The sequence below is a fragment of the Megasphaera paucivorans genome (genome assembly GCF_900103535.1).
GTDB classification, from domain to species: Bacteria; Bacillota; Negativicutes; order Veillonellales; family Megasphaeraceae; genus Megasphaera_A; species Megasphaera_A paucivorans.
This window is the reverse complement of record NZ_FNHQ01000004.1, coordinates 1-26,586: the sequence shown is the minus strand read 5'-3', so window position 1 is coordinate 26,586 and position 26,586 is coordinate 1. Positions and strand designations below refer to the sequence as shown.

The window sequence follows — 26,586 nt, the reverse complement described above, 5'->3', positions numbered from 1 at the left end:
ATGCAGCGTACGACAGAGTGGGAAAACTCTGACCGTACGCTGCATTCCGTTTTTTTCATACTAATTTATTTATTGTAAATAGAAAGTAATGTCCACGGATTCACTGACTGTATTGGAACCGCTTTCAATCGGTGTATAGTCAGCTTGTTTCATAGATACCAGTGATGACCTCATGGTAAAATTAGAACCGTAGGATGGTGAATTTCCAGAAACGTTGATTTCTTTCACCTTCCCCAAGGTTACGCCGGCTGCCAAAGCAGCGGCTTCTGCGGCACGTCGTCCGTTTTGGACAGCTTCTTTAATTAAGCTGTCTTTTATCACATCACTATGTTCAGTCAGGAATTGCACACCGTAAATTTGGTTAGCACCTGCGGCTTCAGACGTATTGATCACTTTTGATATAAGATCGAAATCATTGATTTTTATCCGCAAAGAATTACTTACCGTATACGATATGATTTTTCTATTTTTTCCATTGTCGTAATTAGGTGATACAGTAAACCCGTTTGTGCGCATATCCATTTTATTTATTCCCATATTTGTCAAGGAATTTGTAACTTGCTGCATAATAATATTATTTTTCTGACGAGCTTCTGATGCATCCGATTCGGTGGTTTCTGCGCCTACCGTAATCATCGCCGTATCCGGAGCTACTTGCTGCTGTGCATAACCGGTTACATGAACGATGGATTCTTGCGCAGGCTGTTGTGCTTCTGCCTGGGTTGGCAAACAGCTAACTGCTGCAGAGATAAGCAGAGCAGAGACCATAAATTTTTTCAAAAGATTATATTTCATAATAGTTACCTCCTAGTATCGTTATTATATCATGGTCTATTAAATTTGACTATTTTCGAAAATAATTTGCATATACTATCCGTATATAATATAATATAATCAAATAGAATAAGAGCTAGGGGTGCCATTATTGGCTGAGATAACATATTTGTTTGTCCCTTACAACCTGATGTAGGTAATCCTACCGTAGGAAAGCATTTAAGTATTTGATAGTATTAGAAGCTCACCTGCGAAGGTGAGCTTTTTTTTAGAATTTTTTTAGGAGGAAAATACATATATGAATTACACAACACAGATGGATGCTGCACGCAAGGGAATTATAACGAATCAGATGCGTATTGTCGCAGAAAAAGAACAAATGTCCGTAGAAACATTGCGGGAGTTAATTGCTGCAGGAGAGGTAGTTATTCCGGCTAATAAAAATCATCCCCATCTCGATCCGGAGGCCGTAGGAAAAAGATGCCGTACAAAAATCAATGTAAATTTGGGCGTCTCCAAAGATCATAATGACTATGATGAAGAATTGAAGAAAGTACAAAATGCCATTGATATGAAGGCGGAAGCTATCATGGATTTAAGTTGTTTTGGCAAAACACGTGATTTTCGCCGTAAACTTATTGATATGTCTACTGCCATGATTGGTACGGTTCCGATGTATGATGCGGTTGGAATGCTTGATAAAGATTTAAAGGAAATTACAGTAGATGAATTTTTCTCTGTCGTTCAGCAGCATGCAGAAGATGGCGTTGATTTTATAACTGTCCATTGCGGCATGAATCAAAAAACGGCAGAACGCATAAAACGCAATCCACGTTTAACAAATGTTGTATCCCGCGGTGGATCACTGTTATTTGCCTGGATGGAAATGAACAAAAAAGAAAATCCTTTCTATGAATATTATGATCGGCTTCTTGATATTTGTGCAAAATATGATGTGACCATCAGTCTTGGTGATGCCTGCCGACCCGGCTGTACGCATGATGCGACAGATGCCGCACAAATTGAAGAACTAATTACCTTAGGGGAATTGACTAAGCGGGCTTGGGAAAAAAACGTCCAGGTAATGATCGAAGGCCCGGGACATATGGTATTAACTGAAATTGCAGCCAATATGAAATTGGAAAAACGGTTGTGTCACAATGCACCGTTTTATGTATTAGGACCTTTGGTCACTGATATAGCGCCTGGTTACGATCATATTACCAGTGCTATAGGCGGTGCTATTGCTGCTTCCTGCGGAGCTGATTTCCTTTGCTATGTCACCCCGGCAGAACATTTGCGTCTTCCCGATGTAAATGATGTAAAAGAAGGTATTATTGCTGTGAAAATTGCAGCGCATGCGGCTGATTTGGCCAAAGGCATTCCTGGAGCCCAGGCGTGGGATGATACAATGAGCAAAGCCCGTGTCGATGTCGACTTTGACACGATGATAAAGCTTGCAATAGATCCTGTAAAAGCCAGAACATATTATGAATCCAGTAAACCGGAATGTGAAGGTACTTGCACTATGTGCGGCAAAATGTGTCCAGCTCGTAATATGAAACGTATTCTAGCCGGAGAAGATATTACATTGAATGAGGATTAATTGTTAAATAAAAAGCGCGGCTCCCTTGCAACAATAGGGGAGCCGCGCTTTTTCAATGAGGTTATTTCCAAATAAGCAACAACGTCATTTGAAATTCTTTTTTAAATTGTTTTAAAAGCTGGTTCATCTCGTAATCGGCAGCACTAGTGACGGCTCCCGGTGTGGTCGTTAATACTAATACAATAACATTATCTGCTATTGTTAATGATACATCCAAGACGATGTGTTCATACGTGACATCTGCTGCTTCTGCCAGAGCCAGCAGCGTAGATAATTTTCGGATCATGGTCCAGTCTTCTGCTGTTGGAACATTGGAATAGCGATAAGCACGTACGGTTTTATTACTGATACCGTGATGAAATCCGGCGATGCAGGCAGTAATAATTTGTTCTTTTTGCGTTAGTCCATACAGAGAAGCATGTCCGATCATAAATGCCGAATTACGGGCATGATCATAATAATTGATAACTTTTCCTATATCATGAAGACGTGCGGCTGTAATTAACAATCGTCTTTCTGTTTCACCATATCCATGAATATCTTTTAATAAATCAAAAAGGCGCTCTGTAATTTGACATACTTTGTCTACATGCTGAAAATCTATATTATCCAAAGTTCGTAAAAAATTATTTGAACTGAAAGCCAAAATATCCGCATTCCAACCTTTTTTCAGATGGCAATAGTCACTATAATGTTCAAAAAACAGTCCTTCACGCAAGCCATACCCGCTGATTGTCAATTCATTGTCGCGGGTCAGTTCAAAAAGGCATTGAATGACGGCAGCACCCGCAACAATAATATCTGCTCGTTCACTGGATAATCCGGCAATTTTTTTTCTATTGGCATAGGATTTATTTATAACCGTAGTATACAGATTTTCAAATCGCTCACGCGGCAGCTGATAATTATGCAGTTTTGGCAGGGGATAATTTGTCGCTTTTTGATCCATCTTACCGAGATTACGCACCGTTCCGCCGATACCAATTAATGGAAGCTGTGAATTTTTTAACCAAGGAATCGCAGCCATATAATGACGAATTAGTTTGGTGCATTCTTGTAAATTATCTAACGCTATATTGTTTTGCAATTTAAATTTTTCCGTAAGCGTGACTGCTCCTATAGGTATCGATACGGCATATTTTACAATACTATTTTGAATCAAAGACAATTCCACGCTCGCTCCGCCTAAATCAAAAAGAATAAAGTCCTTCATGGCAATGGTATTGATTACACCTAGATATCCAAGATATGCTTCACGTTCTCCCGAGATAATATCTATATGAATTCCGGTTTCGTTTGTTATCCGGTTCAAAAACATTTCTCCATTTTTTGCATTACGGACAGCTGCAGTTGCCACGGCCAGGCAGGTATGAATTTTCATGACATGCATCATATGCTCATACACCTTAAGACAAATCATGGCACGCTCCATTCCATCGGCACTTAAGCATCCGGAAACAGACAGCCCTTCACCCAGACGAATACTTTCTTTTTGCTGATATAACATAGAGTATGAATTATTATCAGCTATTTGTATGACTACAAAGCGGATTGAATTTGACCCCATATCAATGATAGCTAATTTTTCCATATTTTTCCTCTCTTCAATAATCATTTCTATGATATACATTTTACATAAAATATGCAGAAAGATAAAGGATAATCTATAAATTTCATGTATAATATATAATATAGAAATTACGAAAGAAATAAGTGAGGTGTTTCCATGAGCAGTGGAATGAAGTATTTATTTGGCATTATTCATATCGGATCAGCGCGTATGACATTACGGATCATATCAGGGACTTCTATGGATGATATGGAGGTAATAGATAATGTCACGCACGAAGTCGATTATGGTGAAGAGGTATTTCAGACCCGCCGCATCAGCTTTCGATCTTTGAATTCAATGTGCCGCATACTTAGCGGTTTTCATCAGCTCCTTAAAGATTACGGCGTCGCGGATGTAAAAGTACTGGCAACGACTTCCGTGCGGGAAGCAGAAAATACGTTGAATGTAATTGATCAAATTTATATCCGGACAGGATTTCATGTGGATGTATTGGATATGACAAAAGAAATATATTATAAATTTTTTGGCTTATATTATTCGGTCCAAAAACATCATATTGATTTTGCGGGAGAAGCGGTGCTGCTGATGGATATTACTTCCGGCGGACTGGGATTAACTGGCTGGCAGAACGGCAAATTATTATTTCAGCAAAATGTACATATTGGTGCCCTTCGGATATTGGAGAACTTTGATAAAAAGCAGCGGTGTGAAATAACATTCCCCACCGCAGTTCGCGAGTATATCCACAGTACCTTGTCTCCGCTGTGGGTAAGCGTAAAAAAACACCATGTTAAATATGTCATTTTATCCGGTATAGAAGCTAATTTGATCGGTAATTTAATGGGTGAAAAAATGAGGAATGGCATATGTTTGATCAAACCACATGAATTTTTCGCATTTGTTGATTCTTTTTGCGGAGTTACGCCATTCAAATTGATGCAGCGTTTTCATCTTTCTGAAAACAGAGCCAACATCATCATGCCGACTATTTTATTATATTATGAACTGTTTCGTGTTATTGACGTAGATGTTATTCTTTTAATGGGAATTACATTTACACAAGGATATTCCATGTTTTATATTGCTGACCGGGAAAACGATCTGTATCTTCGCAAGCAACGTATGCTGCTTTTGGATTTGACGCGGACGATTGCTTCTAAATATGTATCGGATCAGACGCATTCCTCCCGAATAGAACAATTTGCGGCAATATTGTTTCATAGCTTGTATAAACAAATCGGGCTCCCCCATAATACTGGCTATTTATTGAGATTAGCCGCTATTTTACACGAAACGGGAAAGTTTATTAACATGCGGGGACATAATCGATATACATACGAACTGATTATGGCAACTGATATATTCGGCATAACAGATGAAGAAAAGGAAATCGTAGCCAATATAGACTATTATTCTTATAAAGGCACTCCCAGCAATGAAGATGTAAATTATCGGTCCCTAAATCCAAAACAAAAAATAATTCTTATAAAACTAGTAACTATTTTTCGATTAGCCGATGCATTGGATGCTGGCCATAATGGAAAAATAAACCGGATTACGGCAGAAATCCGTGAACGAAACGTAGTGGTTAAATATGTATCTGATTTTGATATTTCTTTGGAACGCTGGACTTTTAAAAAAGCGGTTCCTGGTTTTGAAGAAGTATTTGGATTGACCCCTATATTGGTGAAAGGCTAGGTGAAAATAATGAATTTTTATGATACAGCATATTATTTAAATAGAGAATGTACCTGGCTGAAGTTTAATGAACGAGTATTAAATGAAGCCATGGTAGAATCTAATCCGCTATTGGAACAACTTAATTTTATTGCCATAGCGGCTTCTAATATGGATGAATTTTTTATGATCCGGGTTGCAGGAGTAAAGCATCTTATAGAAAGCGGTGTGGATCACCATGATATTGCCAACATGACACCGCAGGAACAGTTTAATGCCATTGAGTCCATGGCTCATATATTAGTAAACGAACAATATCGATATTTGAGCATCATAAGGAATAAACTGCTTACCAAAGGGTTGCAATTTGTTACGGTTCATCAACTTACGGAAGAACAAAAGATATGGCTGAATACTTTTTTCGAAAGTGAAATATATCCTGTTGTAACTCCTATGGCTGTCGATTCCAGTCATCCGTTCCCTTTTCTTTCCAGTCTTAGTTTGAATCTTGCTGTTCTTTTGCGTACGAAAAAAGATCCTGCCGTGCGTACGGCAGTACTCCCGGTCCCATCGGCTGTTTTAAATAGAATTATTAAAGTTCCCGGTACGGAAAGTCCTGAAAAATTTTTGCTTTTAGAGGATATATTAAGCGCGTATGCCAAACATTTCTTTCATGGCTGCACTATTTTAGAGGTAACGCCTTTTCGTGTAACCCGGGATGCAGATCTGGATATTGATGATGATGTAGAGGATTTATTAACAGAAGTAGAAAAATCTTTAAAAAAAAGGCGGAAGGGAGCTGCTGTACGGCTAGAGCTTGCATATAACGCAAGTCGTACCATACGCTTGTTTTTATCTCATGAATTACAGTTAGATGATCAAGATATTTACATGATAAAGGGTCCGCTGGATTGTAAGATATTTGCTCGTATTCACGGATATGATTATTTACGATATAAGCCATTTACACCGCAGCCGTCTTATGAATTAGCGGGTACTGCAGGAGACTTCTGGGAAGCCGTTTCATCGCAGAATATCATGGTTCATCATCCCTTTGAGTCATTTACCATAGTAGAAAATTTTATTCGTTTAGCAGCCTCTGATCCTAATGTTTTGGCTATTAAGCAGACGTTATACCGTGTCAGTAATGAATCTCCTATTATTGCGGCTTTAAGTGATGCCGCAGAAAACGGCAAACAAGTAACGGTTTTGATGGAAGTGAAGGCTCGTTTTGATGAAGCAAATAATATTTTAATGGCTCGTAAACTGGAAAAATCGGGCTGTCATGTCATATACGGCATACAAGGATTAAAAACCCATTCGAAAATTACGCTGGTAGTAAGACGAGAGGAAGAAGGAATTAGACGGTATGTACACTTGGCGACCGGAAATTATAACGGATTAACGGCTAAAATATATACGGATATCGGTATTTTCACGAAAGATCCGCTTATTGGCATTGATGCTTCCGCGTTTTTCAATCTGCTGTCAGGTTATTCGGATCCTCCTGTTTGGAATAAATTTGTAGTAGCTCCTTTAAATTTAAGAGAACGTATTATATCTGAAATAGATCAGGAAATAGCTATTGCTAAGACAGGACAAAAGGCAAAAATTATAGCCAAAATGAATTCTCTTTTAGATAAACATGTTATTGCTAAACTGTATGAAGCTTCCTGTGCCGGTGTTAAAATTGAATTAATCATAAGGGGAATTTGCGTACTGCGTCCGGGTATAAAAAATGTTAGTGAGAATATCACGGTTCGCAGTATTGTCGGACGTTTTTTGGAACACAGCCGTTTATTTTATTTTTACAATAACGGCAGGGAAGATGTGTTTATTTCATCAGCAGACTGGATGCCGCGCAATCTCAATGAACGAGTAGAATTGATGATTCCTGTCGATTACGAACAGCATAAACAAAGAATCAAGAAAATTTTGCACCTGTATTTGGAGGATAATGTAAAAGCATATTGTATGGAAGCCGATGGTTCATACCACAGAGAGGAAGTTTCTGATTCAAGGAAAAAGGTATACGCCCAGCTTACACTGTTAAAAAAAGTTGAAGAACGAATCAAGCAGCTTGAATGATTTTACTGTATATATAATAGTATTATATAAGACGCTCTCCAGCCATCTTTGATTTTCAGACTCAAAAAGGAGAAAATCGATATGAACAACACACTGCTGCATTTAACTACCCATGATTATGAAAATGTCATCAATGCTATATATTGCTCTATTCTCATTGTAAATCGAGACGGACATCCCATTTATTATAATTTGGCAGCCCAGAAACTAGCAAAAGAATCAAATGTAAATTACCATGAACTGTTGGCAAAATTATCGGAGCAAATTGATATAGGAAACGGACAGGGACGTTTTTCCGTTGATAATGGAGAAAATTGGATTATTTGCAATATTTATCCTTGGGAAAATAAAGAAAAACGGAATGGGAGCATTTTGGTTCTGCATGAATCCGGTCATGCTGTATGCGCTTCACAGGAAGTGGATATTTTAACCAATACCTTGAAAGAAATTGATGCAATTATTGAATCGGTTGCAGACGGGGTCATCGTAGCAGATGGAAATGGAATTATTATTCGCATCAACAAAGCCGTAGAACGGACTTTTAATGTACATCGCAAAACGTTAATCGGACAGTCTTCCACGCTCATTGTACAAAAAGGTGTTTTTAGAGAAGGTATTGTAGAAAAGGTCTTGCAGCAGCGGGATAAAGTAATCGTAGCCTCTGAATATGCCGGTAAAAAATTAATTTATACGGGAATTCCAAGTTTTAATGAAAAGAAACTTACATGTGTTATTGTAACCATTCAAGATGTATCGGCAATGAATATGCTTAGACACAAGCTCGAGAAACAGGAGCTGGCTATGGCTGATTATGTACGGGAAATCGCCAATATGAAAAGCAAGGATATCGTCCAGGATACTATTATCGTCCACAGCAAAAAAATGACTCGCATTATGGAAATCATTAACGTAGTTTCTTCTGTTGATTCTACGGTTCTTATTACCGGTGAATCAGGAACTGGCAAGGAAAGAGTCGTTGATGCAATTTACCAGCACAGTAACCGAAATACTAAGCCTCTTATTAAAATCAACTGCGGAGCTATTCCCGATACATTGTTTGAATCTGAATTATTCGGATATGAACATGGTTCTTTTACAGGTGCCCGTAAAAATGGTAAAATCGGTTTTTTTGAACTAGCTAACACAGGCACATTATTGCTGGATGAAATTGGCGAACTAAGTTTAGCTTCCCAAGTAAAATTACTGCGTGTTATTCAGGAAAAAGAAGTATTGCGCATTGGCGGAAGCAAGCCGGTACCCATTGATGTCCGCATCATAGCTGCCACAAATCGCAATTTATGGAAAATGGTAGAGGCCGGGACCTTCAGGCAAGATTTATATTATCGCTTAAATGTGATCAATATTGAAGTCCCGCCTTTGCGGGAACGACGGGATGACATTATTCCGTTAGCAAGATATTTCGTTCAAATTTACAATGAAAAATACAAAAAAAATAAAAAATTATCATTAGAAATATGTCATTCTTTAGGAGAACGAAATTGGCCGGGCAATATACGGGAATTGGAAAATGTTATTGAAACGATGGTAGTACTTGTTCCCGGAAATTTGCTTTTGCCTGAACATTTGCCTCAAAAAGTAGCAGAAGACAGCAATCCTGGAATTGTTGTCCATGGAATACAGCCAATGAAGGAAGCGGTACAAGATGTGGAGCGGCAATTGCTGATGCAGGCTGCTAAAAAGTATAAAACCACCAGAGAAATGGCCCATGCACTGGGAATAGACCAAGCAACAGTTTCCCGAAAGATGAATAAACTTTGTCGGTGATGCATATCTACATTATTTGATGCATTTCTTCATCATTCTAGATATTGTTATCTAAGCAGATTAAAAATAATACGCGCCCCTGTTGATGTGTTTTTGCATCAACAGGGGCGCGTATTATTTTTTAGACAGTGCGTCTGCACGGTAAAATAGAGGTTTTCTGTATTTGGCATACGTATTTCACATAAATAAATGAAGAATGTATGACATGCCGGTAATTTTTTTAGGGAGGAGCGATGACAATGGATACTTGGAATAGGATATATGAAAAGAAAAAAATGCTGCCGCAGGAAATCGCGGCACAATTTAAAACAGGGAATATTTGTGTCAGTAATGGACAAGTTACGGAACCTGTAGGAATTTTATCGGCGTTGGCAGCATACGCTACAGCCAATAAAATAACAGATATATATCATTATATCTTACTACCTCTTCGCAATCAGTCGTATATGGCAGCGGGCATGGAGAAATATATACGCCATGTTTCCCATTTTGTCAGTGCGTTTGATCGTGAAGCGATTTGGCAGGGACGTGCTGATTATTTGCCTGCTAATTATAGTCAGGTGCCCTTAGTATGGAAGGAAATATTAGGTGCTCCTGATATATTTTATGCAACCGTATCCCCTATGGATAAACATGGATATTTCAGCTGCGGTACAGCGGCGGATTTAAGTGATATCCGCAAACGGGCAAAAAAGATTTTTCTGGAAGTCAATCCTACTATGCCGCGTACTTTTGGATCTTTTATCCATATTACTGAAATTGATGGGCTTATGGAAAATAATACGCCTATCACAGAAGTAGCATCGCCGCCTATTACCGATGATGATTTAAAAATCGGAGGAATGATCGCTGATATGATTCCGGATGGAGCAACACTGCAATTAGGTATAGGAGGTATCCCCAATGCGGTAGCGAAAGCTTTATCTTCAAAAAAAGATTTAGGTATCCATAGCGAGATGTTTTGTGACAGTATGGTCGATTTATATCGAACGGGTGCCATTACGAATGAACGAAAAAAAATACATCCGGGAAAATCAGTTGTAACTTTTACCTTTGCATCCCGCGGCACCTATGATTTTATCGATGACAATCCTGCCGTTGAATTTTTACCCGTTGATTATGTCAACGATCCAAGAATTATTGCACAAAATGATAATGTTATTTCTATTAACTCTTGCATGGAAGTAGATTTATTCGGACAAGTATGTTCGGAAACCATGGGGATGATGAATTACAGCGGAGTAGGCGGGCAAGTTGATTTTATTCGCGGAGCGGCCGCATCTAAGGGTGGAAAATCTTTTCTGGCATTTAAATCTTCTGCGAAAAAAGGCAGCTTGTCAAAAATAAAACCGATTCTTACGGAAGGTTCTTGTGTCAGTACCACTCGAAATGATGTCGACTATCTAGTAACAGAGTTTGGTGTGGTACGGCTAAAGGGAATGACTTGTTCACAGCGGGCAAAAGCGATTATCAGTATTGCACATCCGGCGTTTCGTGAAGAGTTGACGACAGCTGCCAAAAAAATGCATTTAATTATTTGACAGAACAGTATAAAAGGAGGTTTTATCATGTTAATGACAAAAAAACAATTTCAAGACAGTATTCGTGCTCGTAACCCAATGAATGTCTGGTTTCTAGGGAAAAAAATTGAAAATTTGACAGCATTTCCTCCATTGGCCGCGAGTTTTAATGCCATCTCCAAAGTTTATGAATTGGCACAACGCCCGGCTTGGAAAGATCTGATTACGGTAAAATCCCATTTAAATGGTGAAGATGTCAGCATTTATAATGCACCGCTTCGTTCTGCCGAAGATGCTAATAGAAAAACACGGGCTGCGCGGGCCTTGGCTGAAGTAATCGGCTGCTGTACGCACCGCTGCACCGGCTCAGAAGCCTTCGCCGGATTAGGTCCTGCTTGCTATGATATGGATCATGATTTGGGGACGCATTATTTTGAACGATTCATGACATTTCTCGATTATGTGCAAAAACATGATTTAACTTGTACAGTAACAGTGACAGATGTAAAAGGACTGCGTACCCTTCCGCCTCATGCACAGCCAGATAAGGATATGTATGTACATGTCGATGAAATACGTGACGATGGTATTGTTATCAGCGGTTTCAAATGTAATCAAACCGGCATACTTTTTGCTCATGAAATTGTGATTGTGCCAACGACTAATATGAAACCGGAAGATAAAGACTTTGCCGTTGCTTGTGCTGTTCCCGCCGATTCACCGGGAATTACTTTTGTGCTGGGGCGGACACCGCAAGATAAACGATTTTTTGAAGTGAACGATGATATTGAAGGTATCGACTTGGGTAAAAAATATGCAGATCACCAAGCATTAGTATACTTTGATAAAGTTTTTGTTCCCAATGACCGCGTATTCCTCTGTGGAGAAGTAAAGTATGTTGGAAGACTGCTTAGCTATTTTACAGCCGTTCATCGCCTTACGGCCGGCGGATGCAAAGCCGGAGGCTGTTCTGCTCTTTGCGGTGCAGCCAGTCTGATTGCCGATATGATCGGTGTGCAAAAAGCAGGACATATTCGTACTAAGTTAACAGAAATGTCTATGACGGCAGAGACCGTATATGGGTTATCGCTTGCTTCCGGAGTCGAAGGATTTCAGCATCCCAGCGGCTTTTGGATTCCTAACCCCTTGATGTCTCATACTTGTAAATATACTTGCACAAAAATCCCGTTTGATGCCGTGCGGTATGCCCGTGATATTTTGGCTGGGTTTGGTGAAACAGCACCTTCTGAAATGGATATGCGCAGTGCCGGGGTAGGGAGTATTTGTCAACGAGCTTTTAATCCAGGAAACCCTGATTACACAGCACTTGACAGACTTCGAGCCTCTCGTTTCATAGAACATATGGTGAGAGGATCTAACTGGACTGCGATGGCACTTCATGGCGGCGGCAATCAAGAAGCTTCAACTGTTATGGCACGTATGTATACTGACTGGGATTATGTAAAAGAATTGGTGAAGGTTGCTGCCGGTATAGAAAAAGATACAGCTAAGGCAGAAGAATTTCTTGATTCAATTGGGAAAAGAAAAGGACGCATATGCAACTATGGCGACTTGCCAAAAATCGATAAAAATTAATATTTCATAATTTAATTTATATATCCGGACAGTAATGATTAAAAATTATTGTCCGGATATATAATATGCACCATATATTGTATGTCTTTTTACAGGAGACACAAAAAATCAATTAAAGAACAATTATAACAACAATACAGATAATACAGTTTATTTATAATTATAAAGTGGTAGTAAAAGTAAAATTATGGTCGATAAGTGGCGAATTAATGACTGTTTTTTGGTAAATTTTACTTTCATGTGGGAAAATATGCAATGTAATCTCAATAATGCCTTCATTATAGATAGTATCTATTGTTTTTAGTTAATGATCATGGTTAACAAATAGCAAATAATATGATATCATCATGTTTTAGCTGTTAATTGTAAACCATTAAAAATTGACGTCATTGTCCTTCTTTGGTAGAATGTAAGTGCTTAGGAGGGATTTGATGAATAAATTGCAAAGAGGTCCCTTTACGCAAATGTATTTGATTCTTATTTCGCTGCTTGTTATCGTTTCCTTGACTGGTTTTGTCACAAAAGGAAAATCGGTAACGATAACTGCTGATGGTCAGACAAATACTGTTTTTACACGAGCAGTGAATACAGAAGCTCTTTTGCGTGAAGAGAATATTTCCTTAGGGCCTAACGATGAAGCCGCACTATCCACACCGACGCTTAAATCTGGCAGTACTTTAGAAGTACACCGTGCTGTCCCGGTCATGCTGATTTTTAAAGATAAGTCTCAGGTTGTAGAAACAGCCAAGCAGACAACGCAGGAAGTTGCTGAACAATACGGCTATGATCGAAAAAATTATCGTGTTTACGGTGATCCTTCAATGAAAGTCCAAAAAGGTATGTGGATTCGTGTGGGTACGTTATCTAAAAAAAAGGTTACGGAAGATGAAGTTATTCCCTATACTGTGGAGAGCGTTCCCGATGATAATCTGGCACAAGGTGAAGAACAACTTATTCAAGAAGGCATTAATGGACGCAGAACAGTAAAAACAAATATCGTAAGTTTAGACGGAGAAATAGTTGGCAAAGAAATAATTTCTTCCTCTGTCATCGCCGAAATGAAACCCATGATTCGTCACGTTGGAACACGAGCAACTGTCGAAGTTTCCCGTGGTAATATTTCACGATATCGGGCAGTATTTAGCATGGAAGCCACTGCCTATCTTCCCACTGATGGTTCGGGCGATGGTATTACAGCTACAGGAATACCTGCACATTACGGCGTAGTTGCCGTTGACCCGCATGTCATTCCTTTAGGTTCCCGAGTTTTTGTCCCCGGTTACGGTGAAGCAATTGCTGCTGATACAGGGAGTGCTATTGTAGGGAATCGAATTGATTTATGCATGGAAGATTATGGTTCCTGCATGCAGTTTGGACGTCGCAGTGTTGAAGTGTATATACTTAATTAATGAGTACGAAAACGATTGTGTTCAATTGAATGCAATCGTTTTTTTCTAATTATACGGCTGTTTCTGTTCCTTGGGTTTCCTTTTAAAAAAATACTTGTGCACAGGTTAGGGGTATGATATAATATTAAAGGTTAAAAATACACACGTCACGTCGAACTTATTGCTGTGCCGTTTATTCGGTGATAATAGGTAATGACCGGACGGAGGACAAAACAGGAGGAATTATAATTATGGCAGTAGTATCTATGAAACAATTGTTAGAAGCAGGCGTTCATTTTGGTCACCAAACAAGACGCTGGAACCCGAAAATGGCTCGTTTTATCTTTACCGAACGTAACGGTATTTACATTATTGATTTACAGAAAACCGTTAAAAAAATGGACGAAGCGTATAATTTTGTTCGCGATTTAGCAGCAGAAGGTGGTACGGTTCTTTTTGTCGGCACCAAAAAACAAGCACAGGAATCCATTAAAAGTGAAGCAGAACGCTGCAACATGTTTTATGTAAATGAACGTTGGCTCGGTGGTATGCTGACAAATTATCAGACCATTGAAAAACGTGTAAAACGTCTAAAAACATTAGAAAAACAAGAAGAAGACGGTACATTTGATGTATTACCGAAAAAAGAAGTTATCGGTTTGAAACACGAAATGGATAAATTGCAGAAGTATTTGGGCGGTATCAAAGAAATGAAAGTATTGCCAAGTGCATTGTTCATTATTGATCCTAAAAAAGAAGAAATTGCAGTTGCTGAAGCACGTAAGCTGCATATTCCTATTATCGCTACGGTTGATACTAATTGCGATCCCGATGTAATTGATTATCCTATTCCGGCTAACGATGATGCAATCCGTGCAGTTAAATTATTAACTGGCCGTATTGCAGATGCCATTCTTGAAGGTCGTCAGGGAGAACAAAACGAAGAATCCGAAACTGTTGGAGCGGAAGGCGAAGTAACAGATTCGGCAGAATAATATATGACGTTTTTTGAGAATTAAATGATTTTGATCATATAAAGGTAAGGAGTTATTTTGATTCCTTACCTTTATTAAACTGAATTATAATTATTATAATTTTAGGAGGAATATTATGATTACTGCAAGCATGGTAAAAGATTTAAGAACAAAAACCGGTGCTGGTATGATGGACTGTAAAAAAGCGCTGGCGGCTACCGATGGTGATATGGACAAAGCTGTTGATTTTTTACGTGAAAAAGGGTTAGCTGCGGCAGCTAAAAAAGCAAGTCGTATTGCTGCTGAAGGCTTAGTTTACTCTTATATTCATGGCAATGGACGTATTGGCGTCCTTGTTGAAGTAAATTGTGAAACCGACTTTGTTGCACAAACCGATAATTTTAAATCTCTTTGTAAAGACATCGCTATGCAGATTGCTGCAGCTAAACCGACATATTTAAAAAGAGAAGAAGTTCCTGAATCTGTTATTGATCATGAAAGAGAAGTTCTTCGTATTCAAGCATTGAATGAAGGTAAACCGGAAAAAATTGTTGAAAAAATGACAATTGGCCGAATTGAAAAATTTTATAAAGAAAATTGTTTAATGGAACAGCCTTTCATTAAAGATCCTGACAAAGACATTACTCATGTCATTAATGAGAATATTGCGAAGATTGGTGAAAAAATTGATATCCGCCGTTATACGCGCTACGAATTAGGCGAAGGGTTGGAAAAGCGCAATGATGACTTCGTTTCGGAAGTAATGGCACAAGCTAAATAAGATCAAATAAGAGAACACCGTCACATGTGTTCTCTTATTTTCTAATGTGGCGTATTGTCATGTATCTGAGTTTTTTCAGAAAAATTTCTTTCCCAACAGGAGGCACCATATGGATACAAGAAAGTTTAAACGAATCGTTTTAAAATTAAGCGGAGAAGCATTAGCCGGAAATGTAGGCTATGGAATTGATCCTGAGACAGTAGATAAGATTGCAGATGATGTAGTCGCTATATCAAAAATGGGTATTCAAGTTGCTATCGTAGTAGGCGGCGGTAATATATGGCGCGGCTTATCCGGCAGCGCAAAAGGAATGGATCGAGTTTCAGCCGACTATATGGGAATGCTGGCAACGGTAATGAATTCGTTGGCATTACAGGATGCTTTGGAAAAAAAAGGGATTGCAACACGTGTACAGACAGCAATCAATATGCAGCAAGTTGCTGAACCTTATATCCGCCGGAGAGCTATCCGCCATTTAGAAAAAGGCCGTGTCGTGATTTTTGGTGCTGGTACGGGAAATCCCTATTTTTCGACAGATACAACGGCAGCATTGCGCGCAGCTGAAATCGAAGCAGATGGTATCTTTATGGCTAAAAAGTGCGTGGACGGTGTATATGACAGCGATCCTAAAATAAATCCTGCTGCGAAAAAGTTCAAAAAACTTTCTTATATTGAAGTTATTAAACGTCAGCTTGCCGTCATGGATGCAACAGCAACGACATTATGCATGACCAATAATATCCCTATATTAGTATTCAGTATAGATATCCCGGGAAATATCGTAGCTGCTGCAAGCGGAAAAGATATAGGAACTTTAGTCGACAAAGAAGGGTAATAGCTGTATTATAGTTATATATCATATTTATAATTATAGAAAAGGGAAGTGATTTAAAATGGATATTCAGAGTTTATTTACACAGGAAGAAGAACGCATGAACAAAGCCATTTCCAGCTTTAAATTAGATTTAGCATCTATTCGTACAGGCAGAGCAAGTACTACTTTATTAGACCGTGTTTCTGTGGAATATTACGGTATACCTACGCCTATAAAACAGGTCGCTAATGTTTCTGCGCCGGAACCGCGCCTGATTACCATTGTTCCTTGGGAAAAAAATATGCTGGCCCCCATTGAAAAAGCGATATTAAAATCCGATCTTGGTTTAAATCCCAATAATGACGGAACGATGATCCGATTGGAAATTCCTCAGCTCACCGAAGAACGTCGCAAAGATCTCTCAAAAAAGGTTAATAAACATGCGGAAGAAGCTCGTGTAGTCATCCGCAATATACGACGTGATGCAAATGAATCTATTAAGAAATTAGAAAAGAAACGGGATATTACGGAGGATGACAGCAAGGAAGCACAGACTAATATCCAAAAATTGACAGATAAAAAAATTAAAGAAATTGATGAAATGAAGGCAAAGAAAGAAAAAGAAGTAATGGAAGTATGATGGATATACGGATTTTTATTGGCATGCCCTTACGGTATGCCAAATCTGTCTTAGAAGAGCAAGCGATTCCTTTTACTGTTGAAGAAACAAAATCCCGCAGTCATTTTTTTAAATGTAATGAGCAGGCCATCTATGTTATACGGGCCACTTATGCAAATGAGCAAATTCATCTGCTGGTTAATTATAGTTTAGAAGCCAGTGAGGATGTTCGCAACATTTTGCGAGACAGGAATGGTGACTATGAAGAACTTATTTTTTAAAAAAGAGTCAAATAATACGCATATATCTGAAGATATGCTCGATAGAAATAACATTCCCCATCATATTGCCATTATAATGGATGGCAATGGCCGTTGGGCTAAACGACGGGGAATGCCTCGCAGTTATGGTCATCATGCGGGTGCGGATACGCTCAAACAAATTGTGCGGGATGCCAGTGATTTAGGAGTAAAAGTATTAACTGTTTATGCTTTTTCAACGGAGAATTGGAAGAGACCGGAGGACGAAGTTTCTTATCTGATGAATTTAATTGAAGAGTATTTACGTAAAAATCTTCGTTCTCTTGAAGAAAATAATGTTTCGCTGCATTTCATCGGAGATATCGGTAGACTGAATAGCAAATTACAGCAAATCATTCGTGAAGCTGAAAAAGATACTGTAAATAACACAGGATTAGTATTGAATTTAGCAATTAACTACGGCGGGCGTCTTGAAATTACGGAAGCCATGCAGCATATCGCATCCGACGTACTGGATCATACAATAACAATTGACGAGATCAATGAATCACTTGTCGAAAAATACTTGTATACGGCACCCCATAATGATGTAGATCTGCTTATTCGTCCGGGTGCTGATAAAAGAATAAGCAATTTCTTGTTATGGCAAATGGCGTATGCTGAGTTTTGGTTTACAGAATTGTGCTGGCCGGATTTTACTAAAGAAACATTAATGGAAGCTATTTTATCTTTTCAAAGCCGGGATCGCCGGTTTGGCGGATTGAAGTAAGGTGGTAACGTAGTTATGTTGTTTAAAAGAATAACGACAGGTGTTATAGGTGCAGCTTTTACGATTTTTGTTATTTATGAAGGAAATTGGTTGTTTTTTGCCATGATGACGATTCTCGCTATGCTGGGCTGGCAAGAATATGTCCGGCTCATGAAAAAGATGAATGCGAATTTGACTGTGATAACGGGTCATATTTGGATTGTATGTTTGTTTTTTGCTTATTGGTTTACAAATAATAAAGTAATCATGCTGCTCAGTGTGATTATGATGTCTTGGATTTTACTGCGTACCGTCATACGGCATGAATTTGTAAAACCCGTGGATAGTGCCTACTCCTTATATGGCTTGATTTACATTGCCGGCGGTTTTTTATCTATGTTGGTTTTGCGCAACGGGATGATTGGTGATTCTCTTAATCATTACTTTCAAACGGCAATGATTGAACCCTCAAAATTTGTTGTTTTCTTATTAGTATTTTCTACTTGGGCTAGTGATACTTTTGCTTTTGCCGTTGGTAAATTAAAAGGAAAAAACAAGCTTTGTCCAGCTGTCAGTCCGGGTAAAACCGTAGAAGGTTTTTTTGGCGGTATTCTTGGGACAATTATAACCGCAGTTGTCTTTTCATTGATTTTTAAATTTTCTCTTCTTCATGGCTTAGTCATAGGTATAATTATTGCTATTATGGCTCCATTAGGAGATTTAATAGAGTCAATCCTCAAACGAGTATGCGATGTTAAAGATTCGGGAAATATTATTCCCGGTCACGGCGGGATATTAGACCGTTTCGACAGCTTATTGTTTGCGGGCCCTGCAGTATACGTGTATTTATTACTTATTGGGCGGTAGTACTATGTAAAATTACTTAGGAGTGAATCATGAAAAAAATTGCAGTATTAGGCAGTACAGGATCAATTGGCACACAAGCAGTCGATGTTATCGATGCACATCCTGATTTATTTTCTTTAACCGCTGTAGCAGCAAATACCAATTGGCACACTGCTGCCTGTCAGATAAAGAAATATAAACCTGCCTTTGCCTGTATGATTGATAAGACGGCTTCTGAACATTTGCGTTCGGAAGTAGGGGATATATGTACCATTTTTCAGGGGCAAGAAGGCCTGCTGCACCTTATTGAAGAAACAGATGCCGATATGGTTCTGACTTCTCTTGTCGGAGCTGCCGGTATTGCGCCGACCTTATCGGCAATTCAACGCGGCATAGATATTGCCTTGGCCAACAAAGAGACATTGGTTGCCGCAGGTGAATTAGTCATGGAGGAAGCTGCCCGCCGAGGAGTTCGTATTTTACCGGTTGACAGTGAACACGGTGCTATCTTTCAATGTCTCCATGGACGAAAGAGCGAAGAAGTGGAAAAACTTTTGATAACCGCCTCAGGCGGTCCTCATTTTCGACTTCCGGCAGAGGACTTTCCCCATATTACGGTAGAACAATGTTTAAATCATCCCACCTGGAACATGGGGGGGAAAATAACGATTGACTCCGCCACTATGTTTAATAAAGGGCTGGAAGTAATTGAAGCCCACTGGCTGTTTAATATGCCTTTTAATAGAATTGAAGTCGTTGTGCAGCCACAAAGTATTATTCATTCTATGATTCAATTTATTGATGGCTCGGTTATCGGACAATTTGGCATGCCGGATATGAGATTGCCTATTCAATATGCTTTTACCTATCCTGACAGATTTCCTGTCCGCAATGCAAAGAAAATCAATTGGAATACATTAGCCCATTTGGATTTCTATGCACCGGATAATGAAAAATTCCCGGCTATTCCTCTGGCTTATGAAGCTGGTATGATTGGCGGTACTATGCCCTGTGTGCTGAACGGTGCGAATGAAGTAGCCGTATATGCATTTCTGCATAAGAAAATTTCTTTTACCCGTATTTTTGAAATCGTACGTGCCGTGATGGAAAAACACACTGTATGCCACGATATCACTTTGGATTCCATCAGCAGTGCCGATTCTTGGTCTAGACGTTGCGCTGTTTCACTTATTTAGGAGGGAGGCCGCATATGTTGGTAACGATTGCCGCGACGGTTTTCGTCTTTAGTGTTATTGTTTTTGTTCATGAATTAGGTCATTTTATGACGGCCAAGGCAACCGGAATGCAAGTTGATGAATTTGCTATCGGTTTTGGTCCTAAAATATACAGTTATCAGTACGGACCTACATTATATTCTTTACGGGCTATTCCTTTAGGTGGATTTAACCGCATTTCCGGTATGTCGGAAGAAGAAGAATTAACAGCTACATCTTTTTTATCAAAAGGTGTCTCTTCTCGTCTTTTTGTCATTGCTGCCGGAGCGGCGATGAACTTTATTCTGGCAATTTTTATTATTTGGGGTTTGATGTTTACGATTGGTACCAAGGATATTTCTTCAGAACCGATCGTTGGCTCTGTCATGACTGATTCGGCTGCTTCAGCTGCTCATATTGAAAAAGGTGATCGGATTATTGCCATCAGCGGTATCTCGATTGAAAAATGGAGTGATATTTCTGCAGCTGTTGCCCAACATAGTCAGGAAGTCCTGACGGTGACCGTACAGCGTAATAATGAAAATATAGATTTAACGATGATTCCAAAATTGGAAGCTCAAACACAACGTCCGATAATTGGCGTTGTTCCTGTTATTATAACGCAAAATCATGGTTTTTTTGAATCTGCCGTATTGTCGGTAGAACGTACCGGTCAAATTTGCAAAATGATGATTGTTGGATTATATCATATGGCGGCTGGAACAGAAAAAGCTGATATTGCAGGCCCAATCGGCGTTGCTCAATTAGCCGGACAGGTAGCCTCTTTAGGTTTTGTTAATTTACTCATGTTTACGGCGTTTTTAAGCATCAATTTAGGGATTATCAATTTACTGCCTATTCCTATGCTTGATGGGGGATATATTATCCTTTTGATATTAGAAGGAGTTACTCGGCGCCGCTTACCTGCAAGGGCGTTATATTACATGCAAATGGTGGGGATGTGTATCCTAGCAGCGGTTTTTATATTTGCAATGATGCAAGATATCAGCCGGTTTTAAAGAGGTGGTATGATGATAAAACGCAGAAAATCAATTGCTGTTATGGCGGGTGACTTGATGATTGGCGGAAATGCACCTATTTCAGTGCAAACCATGTCAACTATTACGCCGTCGGATACCGAAAAAGCGTCAGCTGATGCACGGAGACTTGCTGCTTATGGTGCAGAAATTATTCGTTTTGCAGTTCCCGATATGAAAGCTGCCATGGGACTCAGAGAAGTGGTAAACGCATCTCCGGTTCCTATTGTGGCAGATATTCACTTTGATTATAAGCTGGCCCTGCAAGCTGTTGAAAGCGGGGTCGCGGCATTACGCATCAATCCCGGCAATATAGGTCCTGATAAAAATGTAGCCTGTGTCGTTGAAAAAGTCCGATCATCCAATATACCGATTCGTATCGGTATTAACTCAGGTTCTTTGCCGGAAGATATCTTAGCCGAACATGGCGGACATCCTACAGCGGATGGAATGGTAGAAGGAGCACTGCGCCACATCCGGATTTTGGAACGCTTGGATTACAGAAATATGGTTATTTCATTAAAATCATCCGATGTCCTTTTGATGATACAAGCCTATATGAATTTAGCCGAACGCATTCCGTACGCACTCCATCTAGGTGTAACGGAAGCCGGTTTGATAAGAGAAGGCAGTATTAAATCGGCAATTGGAATTGGAACGTTGTTATATCATGGAGTAGGCGATACCATTCGTGTTTCCTTAACGGGTGATCCTGCCGAAGAAATCAAAGCAGGCCAAACCATATTAAGTTCTCTGGGCCTCAGGCAGTTTGGTACAACTCTCATATCTTGTCCCACATGCGGACGTACACAGGTCAATTTAATTGGGTTAGCTGAAAAAGTACAGCAGGCTATTGCCCCTTTAAAAATACCATTGAAAGTTGCCGTTATGGGTTGTGTTGTAAATGGTCCAGGTGAAGCACGTGAAGCTGACTTTGGTATCGCAGGCGGCAAAGACAGCGGCATTATTTTTTCTCATGGGAAAATTTTAAAACGGGTACCGGAAGACAAACTTGTGGAAAGTTTACTTGAGGAAATACGAAAATATATACAGAAGGGGTCTTGAGATTTATGTTAGCATCTAAATTATATTGCCCGACATTACGGGAAATACCGGCCGAAGCCGAAGTAGTAAGTCATCAATATATGTTAAAAGCAGGTATGATTCGGAAAAATGCCGGGGGAGTGTATACTTTTTTACCTCTTGGCCGGCGTGTTGTTCGTAAAATTGAAGCCATCGTCCGCGAAGAAATGGATGCGACAGGCGCTCAGGAAATTATGATGCCAATTATGCAGCCTGCTGAAATTTGGCATGAATCCGGCCGCTGGAGTGCTTATGGCGCAGAAATGTTTAAATTACAAGATAGACATGGCAATGATTATTGTTTAGGACCAACACATGAAGAACTTATTACTACCTTAGTTCGCAATGAACTTCGTTCATATAAACAAATGCCTTTAACTTTATATCAAATGCAGAATAAGTATCGTGATGAAATTCGTCCTCGGTTTGGTTTAATGCGGAGCCGGGAATTTGTAATGAAGGATGCTTATTCCTTTGACATGGATGAAGAAGGCTTGCACCAGAGTTATCAGGTCATGTACGATGCCTACAGTAGAATTTTTGATCGCTGCGGTTTAAACTATAAGCCCGTCTTAGCCGATTCCGGTCAAATAGGCGGAAGCCGCACACATGAATTTATGGCATTAGCAGATGCAGGTGAAGCTGATGTCGTTTCCTGCTCGGCTTGTGATTTTGCCGCAAATGTTGAAAAAGCAGTTCCTTGTACACTTGATATGCCGGAAGAATCTTTAAAAGAGTTAGAAATTATTGAAACTCCTGACTGTTCAACTATTGATGATTTGACCAATTTCCTGGAAATTCCTATAGAAAAAACGATTAAAGCCGTCGCTTTTGATGTAGATGGGAAATTAGCTCTTTGCATGATTCGAGGAGATCATGAAGTTAATGATGTCGCTGTTCAAAATTTTGTAGGCGGCAATACCATTGAACCCGCCGCTCCAGAACTGCTGGCAGCTCATGGGTTAGAAGCCGGGTATATGAGCCCTATTCATGCAGCAGATCCAGACGATACTTTTATTATTATCGTAGACCCCACCGCAATGAATGTATATAATGGCGTAACGGGTGCTAATAAACATGGGTATCACTATAAAAATGTAACGCCTTCCCGCGATTTTAAAAATATTACAGTAGCAACAATACGTCTGATGATGGAGTCCGATGTTTGTCCGGTATGCGGAGCTCCTATTCATATGGTTCACGGTATTGAAGTCGGACAGGTTTTCGAATTGGGGACGAAGTATTCGACCTCCTTGCAGGCAACATTTTTAGATCAGAATGGTAAAGCAAAACCATATGTTATGGGCTGTTATGGCATAGGTGTAACACGCACAATGGCAGCTGCCATAGAACAATATCATGATGAAAAGGGAATTATTTGGCCGGTAAATATAGCACCCTATGAAGTTGCTATACTGCCTGTCAGCACTAAAGATTGCGCAATGATGGATATTGCCGGCACATTATATGCTGAATTACAAGCTGCCGGCATTGAAACGCTTCTTGATGACCGAAATGAAAGAGCGGGTGTTAAATTTAATGATGCTGATTTAATCGGATATCCTATTCGCATTACCATAGGAAAAAAATCCGCTGCTGAAGAAACCGTGGAAATCAAACTTCGTCGTACGGATGAAGTGGAAGTCGTATCTATTAAACAAGCTGCAGGCCGCGTTCGAGATATAATAAATTCCTTACGGGAAAACAATAAATAAATATTAAATATTGAAAAGGCCGCATATAGTAATCATGCGGCCTTTTTTGTTCCGCATAAGAAACAAATGTTCGATGACAGGCAGCAGTGTCACGAAAAACATTTGTTCTCCTTTGCTGCAATTTGCATTATTTTATAGTATTCGTTGACTCACGATATACCGAGGTGTTGTTATGAAATTAGAAGTTATGCCAACAAAAAAAGAATTGGAACAGCATGCTGAGATTATACCGGAAATAAAACCAGCTTCCATATTAGCTATGTTAAGTATTATGCAGGCTTATGAAAAAATTAAATCCTCTATTCAGGATGTTTTAGAAAAAAAATATCAATTATCAGAAGGAAAATTACGCATTATGATTATCCTTCATCAACATCCGGAAGGTACAGCTCCTTCGTTTTTGGCCCGGCATGCCGGTGTAACAAAGGCAACTATCAGCGTCATGCTCCGCCGTATGATTCGTGACCATTTAATCAATTCGATCCATGATATTTCAGATGGTCGTTCAAAAAAAATTACACTGACACCGCAAGGAAGGCAATTAATGGATACCATTCTTCCAGAGCATTATCTGCGAATTTCAAAAGTCATGGAGAACTTAACAGAGGAGGAACAAAATGAATTAATTCGTTTATTGACAAAAATTGCAGACATTTAATTTTAATGTAATTTTAATGTATATTAGAGAAATTATAAATATCCTATAATCAAACTTTAATTGAAATACAAACTTCTGCCGTCATAATGAATAAGGAACTCAGTAAAATTTATAATGACGGGAGTAGTGAAATGATACAAAACAGAGAAAAATTTATATTAGATATGATGGATCATGGTCTGAAAATGAAAGAATGGCAATATTGTTTACAACAGCTTCAAGCAGAAAACAGTATACCTAATGAGTACAAAAATTCACCGGTATTATTAAACAAGTTAGCATTTATTTATATGCATGCTGCACGCGCGGAGGAACAGCATGCAAAATATATTAAATTAGCACATCAAACTTATACAATAGCTCTTCAAAAAACAAAAAACGAAGAAAATCACAATACTATTAAAGGAATGGCATATTTATACTATAGTGAATATATCGGCTATAATTCATTGCTTTTCTCTAATAAATCCTCTTGGCCTCTTAGTATAGATGAATGTGAACGGAATGCAGATATTTTATATGAAAAAATAAGATTGCATAAGCCCGATGTATTGGATTTATACCGCTATGCTCATCTATTATATATGGCTTCCAATAATATACATTCTGTCCAATCCTTCAGTGAAATTATGGAAAAAAGAAAAAAAGCCTATATTTTATACTTACAAGCAGTAGAAAAATATGAACATTTGCCGGAAAAAGAAAAGAAGCGTTTGCAACGAATCTACATCAAATCCTGTTATGGTGTCTGCCGCTGCGGACTGGGATTAATCGCCAAGCGATCTTCACTGCTCAATGAATTAATATTGCTTTTTGATTTTCAACCAAAAGAACAAGGAATTACCCCTTTTGAAATGAAAAAATTCTCCGAAATAAACCATTGCTTAACACGCATTTTGCAGGAGGAGGGCCTTCCGGCAGATACCGGCGATATCATAGATATACAAACTCTTGCCAACCGCGAACAAATCATTGCTAGATCTTGGGATGTTTATTATATGATAGGTAAATTTTATGACTATTCATTACAATATACACGATGTTCCGACCCGGCTCTTTTATATAAAAAAGCTGAAAAATATTATACACTTGCCTGTGAAATAGATTGTATCCGCCGGCAAAATCAAAAAATGATCTCTGGTTTTAAGCACATGTATTTTGGATTATTCAAACTATACTTGCGAAGCCATCAGGAAGACGCTTTCTGTAAATCCTGGGATAAGTATTATTATATTACCAATTTTGAAGATTCTTACCGTTTTTTATTTCAAGCCCGTTGGTTAATTTTAAAAAAAGAATATGGAGAAGCCAAAAACGTACTTGAACAATGCAGCGAAATGATAAAAGAAAAAAACAATAATGTAAGCAGAAAAATTAATCAATTATTAGATATCGTATATATTATGATTGAAAAAAACAGTTGCAACATAGAAGAAAAATATAAACCTTATCAGCGTAAATATTTCAATGAATTACTCCAAATGCAATGATATAATTAAAACAAATGGGTTTGTCAAGTTAAGTGTGTAAGTTTTTTTAGGTATCATAAAAGAAGATGCGTTACCAGTGATTGCTGGCTTTAAAATTTCTCGTATTTCAGGATACGAGCTTGCAGCTTATCATCCATAGCCAACTGGTTTCTGACCATCGCCCAGTTCTGGATATGATGCCCTTCCCACTTGGCATAGAGTTCCTTTACCCTGAGATAGAGAACCTTGAAGACAGATTCCTCGCTGGAGAACGAGCCCTTCTTGGTGACTTTTCGGAAGCTGGAATTCACGCTCTCTATCGCATTGGTGGTATACATCACCTTCCTTACGGCACTGCCAT

General features: G+C 38.9%; 22 protein-coding genes, 1 pseudogene and 1 riboswitch. Of the genes and pseudogenes, 20 read left to right on the top strand and 3 right to left on the bottom strand.

Annotation, left to right across the window (positions count from 1 at the left end):
* Positions 1-69: 69 nt before the first annotated feature.
* Entirely contained in the window at positions 70-795 is a 726-nt protein-coding gene (locus BLR11_RS02750; RefSeq protein ID WP_091647984.1) for an SIMPL domain-containing protein, read from the bottom strand.
* Between the two features lie 107 nt (positions 796-902).
* A riboswitch (TPP riboswitch) is annotated at positions 903-1,005 on the top strand.
* A 67-nt stretch (positions 1,006-1,072) separates the two neighbouring features.
* Here BLR11_RS02750 and thiC point away from each other — a divergent pair.
* Entirely contained in the window at positions 1,073-2,380 is a 1,308-nt protein-coding gene (gene thiC / locus BLR11_RS02745) for a phosphomethylpyrimidine synthase ThiC (protein ID WP_091647982.1), read from the top strand.
* A gap of 61 nt (positions 2,381-2,441) precedes the next feature.
* Here thiC and ppx read toward each other — a convergent pair whose 3' ends face one another.
* Positions 2,442-3,971 carry an exopolyphosphatase gene (gene ppx / locus BLR11_RS02740; protein ID WP_091647981.1) on the bottom strand — a complete coding sequence of 510 codons (1,530 nt, stop codon included), beginning with the start codon at positions 3,969-3,971 and terminating at the stop codon, positions 2,442-2,444.
* 135 nt (positions 3,972-4,106) lie between these two features.
* Between ppx and BLR11_RS02735 the strand changes: the two genes are divergently transcribed.
* From BLR11_RS02735 to BLR11_RS02645, 19 genes are all read left to right on the top strand, one after another.
* Complete coding sequence (locus BLR11_RS02735) at positions 4,107-5,651, top strand: Ppx/GppA phosphatase family protein (protein ID WP_091647979.1); 1,545 nt, start codon at positions 4,107-4,109, stop codon at positions 5,649-5,651.
* 9 nt (positions 5,652-5,660) lie between these two features.
* Positions 5,661-7,718 carry a polyphosphate kinase 1 gene (ppk1, locus tag BLR11_RS02730; protein WP_176762844.1) on the top strand — a complete coding sequence of 686 codons (2,058 nt, stop codon included), beginning with the start codon at positions 5,661-5,663 and terminating at the stop codon, positions 7,716-7,718.
* A gap of 81 nt (positions 7,719-7,799) precedes the next feature.
* Positions 7,800-9,503, top strand: coding sequence for a sigma-54 interaction domain-containing protein (locus BLR11_RS02725; protein ID WP_091647977.1), 1,704 nt, complete (start codon positions 7,800-7,802; stop codon positions 9,501-9,503).
* Between the two features lie 239 nt (positions 9,504-9,742).
* Positions 9,743-11,044, top strand: coding sequence for an acetyl-CoA hydrolase/transferase family protein (locus tag BLR11_RS02720; RefSeq protein WP_091647975.1), 1,302 nt, complete (start codon positions 9,743-9,745; stop codon positions 11,042-11,044).
* A gap of 27 nt (positions 11,045-11,071) precedes the next feature.
* On the top strand, positions 11,072-12,619 hold the full coding sequence (locus BLR11_RS02715) for a 4-hydroxyphenylacetate 3-hydroxylase N-terminal domain-containing protein (protein WP_091647974.1): 1,548 nt from the start codon (positions 11,072-11,074) through the stop codon (positions 12,617-12,619).
* 431 nt (positions 12,620-13,050) lie between these two features.
* Complete coding sequence (locus BLR11_RS02710; RefSeq protein ID WP_091647973.1) at positions 13,051-14,028, top strand: resuscitation-promoting factor; 978 nt, start codon at positions 13,051-13,053, stop codon at positions 14,026-14,028.
* A 230-nt stretch (positions 14,029-14,258) separates the two neighbouring features.
* Complete coding sequence (gene rpsB / locus BLR11_RS02705; RefSeq protein ID WP_091647971.1) at positions 14,259-15,002, top strand: 30S ribosomal protein S2; 744 nt, start codon at positions 14,259-14,261, stop codon at positions 15,000-15,002.
* A gap of 112 nt (positions 15,003-15,114) precedes the next feature.
* Positions 15,115-15,762: a translation elongation factor Ts gene (tsf, locus tag BLR11_RS02700; protein ID WP_091647970.1), complete on the top strand. Its 648-nt coding sequence runs from the start codon at positions 15,115-15,117 to the stop codon at positions 15,760-15,762.
* A gap of 109 nt (positions 15,763-15,871) precedes the next feature.
* A complete protein-coding gene (gene pyrH / locus BLR11_RS02695; RefSeq protein WP_091647968.1) occupies positions 15,872-16,597 on the top strand; it encodes a UMP kinase in 726 nt (241 codons plus the stop codon).
* A 58-nt stretch (positions 16,598-16,655) separates the two neighbouring features.
* The gene (gene frr / locus BLR11_RS02690) at positions 16,656-17,216 is read left to right on the top strand and encodes a ribosome recycling factor (protein ID WP_091647966.1); all 561 of its coding nucleotides are present in this window, start codon (positions 16,656-16,658) and stop codon (positions 17,214-17,216) included.
* The gene (locus BLR11_RS02685; RefSeq protein WP_091647964.1) at positions 17,213-17,476 is read left to right on the top strand and encodes a hypothetical protein; all 264 of its coding nucleotides are present in this window, start codon (positions 17,213-17,215) and stop codon (positions 17,474-17,476) included. The genes frr and BLR11_RS02685 overlap by 4 nt, the downstream gene beginning before the upstream one ends.
* Positions 17,457-18,224 (top strand): undecaprenyl pyrophosphate synthase, encoded by a 768-nt coding sequence (locus tag BLR11_RS02680; protein ID WP_091647963.1) that lies wholly within the window; start codon positions 17,457-17,459, stop codon positions 18,222-18,224. The genes BLR11_RS02685 and BLR11_RS02680 overlap by 20 nt, the downstream gene beginning before the upstream one ends.
* Positions 18,225-18,239: 15 nt before the next feature.
* Positions 18,240-19,070: a phosphatidate cytidylyltransferase gene (locus BLR11_RS02675; protein WP_091647961.1), complete on the top strand. Its 831-nt coding sequence runs from the start codon at positions 18,240-18,242 to the stop codon at positions 19,068-19,070.
* A gap of 29 nt (positions 19,071-19,099) precedes the next feature.
* Positions 19,100-20,245, top strand: coding sequence for a 1-deoxy-D-xylulose-5-phosphate reductoisomerase (locus BLR11_RS02670; protein WP_091647959.1), 1,146 nt, complete (start codon positions 19,100-19,102; stop codon positions 20,243-20,245).
* 14 nt (positions 20,246-20,259) lie between these two features.
* Positions 20,260-21,282, top strand: a complete 1,023-nt coding sequence (gene rseP, locus BLR11_RS02665; protein ID WP_091647958.1) for an RIP metalloprotease RseP — start codon at positions 20,260-20,262, stop codon at positions 21,280-21,282.
* A gap of 12 nt (positions 21,283-21,294) precedes the next feature.
* Positions 21,295-22,365: a flavodoxin-dependent (E)-4-hydroxy-3-methylbut-2-enyl-diphosphate synthase gene (gene ispG / locus BLR11_RS02660; protein ID WP_176762848.1), complete on the top strand. Its 1,071-nt coding sequence runs from the start codon at positions 21,295-21,297 to the stop codon at positions 22,363-22,365.
* Positions 22,366-22,370: 5 nt separating this feature from the next.
* Entirely contained in the window at positions 22,371-24,098 is a 1,728-nt protein-coding gene (locus tag BLR11_RS02655) for a proline--tRNA ligase (RefSeq protein WP_091647956.1), read from the top strand.
* Positions 24,099-24,270: 172 nt separating this feature from the next.
* Positions 24,271-24,756 carry a MarR family winged helix-turn-helix transcriptional regulator gene (locus tag BLR11_RS02650; RefSeq protein WP_091647955.1) on the top strand — a complete coding sequence of 162 codons (486 nt, stop codon included), beginning with the start codon at positions 24,271-24,273 and terminating at the stop codon, positions 24,754-24,756.
* 131 nt (positions 24,757-24,887) lie between these two features.
* Positions 24,888-26,246 carry a hypothetical protein gene (locus BLR11_RS02645; protein WP_091647953.1) on the top strand — a complete coding sequence of 453 codons (1,359 nt, stop codon included), beginning with the start codon at positions 24,888-24,890 and terminating at the stop codon, positions 26,244-26,246.
* Between the two features lie 220 nt (positions 26,247-26,466).
* Here BLR11_RS02645 and BLR11_RS14810 read toward each other — a convergent pair.
* A pseudogene (locus tag BLR11_RS14810) lies at positions 26,467-26,586 on the bottom strand (hypothetical protein); the annotation flags it as partial.

Excerpts from the sequence above, each read along its gene's own strand:
- rpsB (WP_091647971.1), top strand. The coding sequence starts at position 14,259 with ATGGCAGTAGTATCTATGAAACAATTGTTAGAAGCAGGCGTTCATTTT.
- ispG (WP_176762848.1), top strand. The coding sequence starts at position 21,295 with ATGATAAAACGCAGAAAATCAATTGCTGTTATGGCGGGTGACTTGATG.
- BLR11_RS02715 (WP_091647974.1), top strand. The coding sequence starts at position 11,072 with ATGTTAATGACAAAAAAACAATTTCAAGACAGTATTCGTGCTCGTAAC.
- ppx (WP_091647981.1), bottom strand. The coding sequence starts at position 3,971 with ATGGAAAAATTAGCTATCATTGATATGGGGTCAAATTCAATCCGCTTT.
- BLR11_RS02720 (WP_091647975.1), top strand. The coding sequence starts at position 9,743 with ATGGATACTTGGAATAGGATATATGAAAAGAAAAAAATGCTGCCGCAG.
- frr (WP_091647966.1), top strand. The coding sequence starts at position 16,656 with ATGGATATTCAGAGTTTATTTACACAGGAAGAAGAACGCATGAACAAA.
- BLR11_RS02650 (WP_091647955.1), top strand. The coding sequence starts at position 24,271 with ATGAAATTAGAAGTTATGCCAACAAAAAAAGAATTGGAACAGCATGCT.
- BLR11_RS02725 (WP_091647977.1), top strand. The coding sequence starts at position 7,800 with ATGAACAACACACTGCTGCATTTAACTACCCATGATTATGAAAATGTC.
- BLR11_RS02655 (WP_091647956.1), top strand. The coding sequence starts at position 22,371 with ATGTTAGCATCTAAATTATATTGCCCGACATTACGGGAAATACCGGCC.
- pyrH (WP_091647968.1), top strand. The coding sequence starts at position 15,872 with ATGGATACAAGAAAGTTTAAACGAATCGTTTTAAAATTAAGCGGAGAA.
- BLR11_RS02670 (WP_091647959.1), top strand. The coding sequence starts at position 19,100 with ATGAAAAAAATTGCAGTATTAGGCAGTACAGGATCAATTGGCACACAA.
- BLR11_RS02735 (WP_091647979.1), top strand. The coding sequence starts at position 4,107 with ATGAGCAGTGGAATGAAGTATTTATTTGGCATTATTCATATCGGATCA.
- BLR11_RS02685 (WP_091647964.1), top strand. The coding sequence starts at position 17,213 with ATGATGGATATACGGATTTTTATTGGCATGCCCTTACGGTATGCCAAA.
- BLR11_RS02710 (WP_091647973.1), top strand. The coding sequence starts at position 13,051 with ATGAATAAATTGCAAAGAGGTCCCTTTACGCAAATGTATTTGATTCTT.
- BLR11_RS02675 (WP_091647961.1), top strand. The coding sequence starts at position 18,240 with ATGTTGTTTAAAAGAATAACGACAGGTGTTATAGGTGCAGCTTTTACG.
- BLR11_RS02750 (WP_091647984.1), bottom strand. The coding sequence starts at position 795 with ATGAAATATAATCTTTTGAAAAAATTTATGGTCTCTGCTCTGCTTATC.
- BLR11_RS02645 (WP_091647953.1), top strand. The coding sequence starts at position 24,888 with ATGATACAAAACAGAGAAAAATTTATATTAGATATGATGGATCATGGT.
- ppk1 (WP_176762844.1), top strand. The coding sequence starts at position 5,661 with ATGAATTTTTATGATACAGCATATTATTTAAATAGAGAATGTACCTGG.
- thiC (WP_091647982.1), top strand. The coding sequence starts at position 1,073 with ATGAATTACACAACACAGATGGATGCTGCACGCAAGGGAATTATAACG.
- rseP (WP_091647958.1), top strand. The coding sequence starts at position 20,260 with ATGTTGGTAACGATTGCCGCGACGGTTTTCGTCTTTAGTGTTATTGTT.
- BLR11_RS02680 (WP_091647963.1), top strand. The coding sequence starts at position 17,457 with ATGAAGAACTTATTTTTTAAAAAAGAGTCAAATAATACGCATATATCT.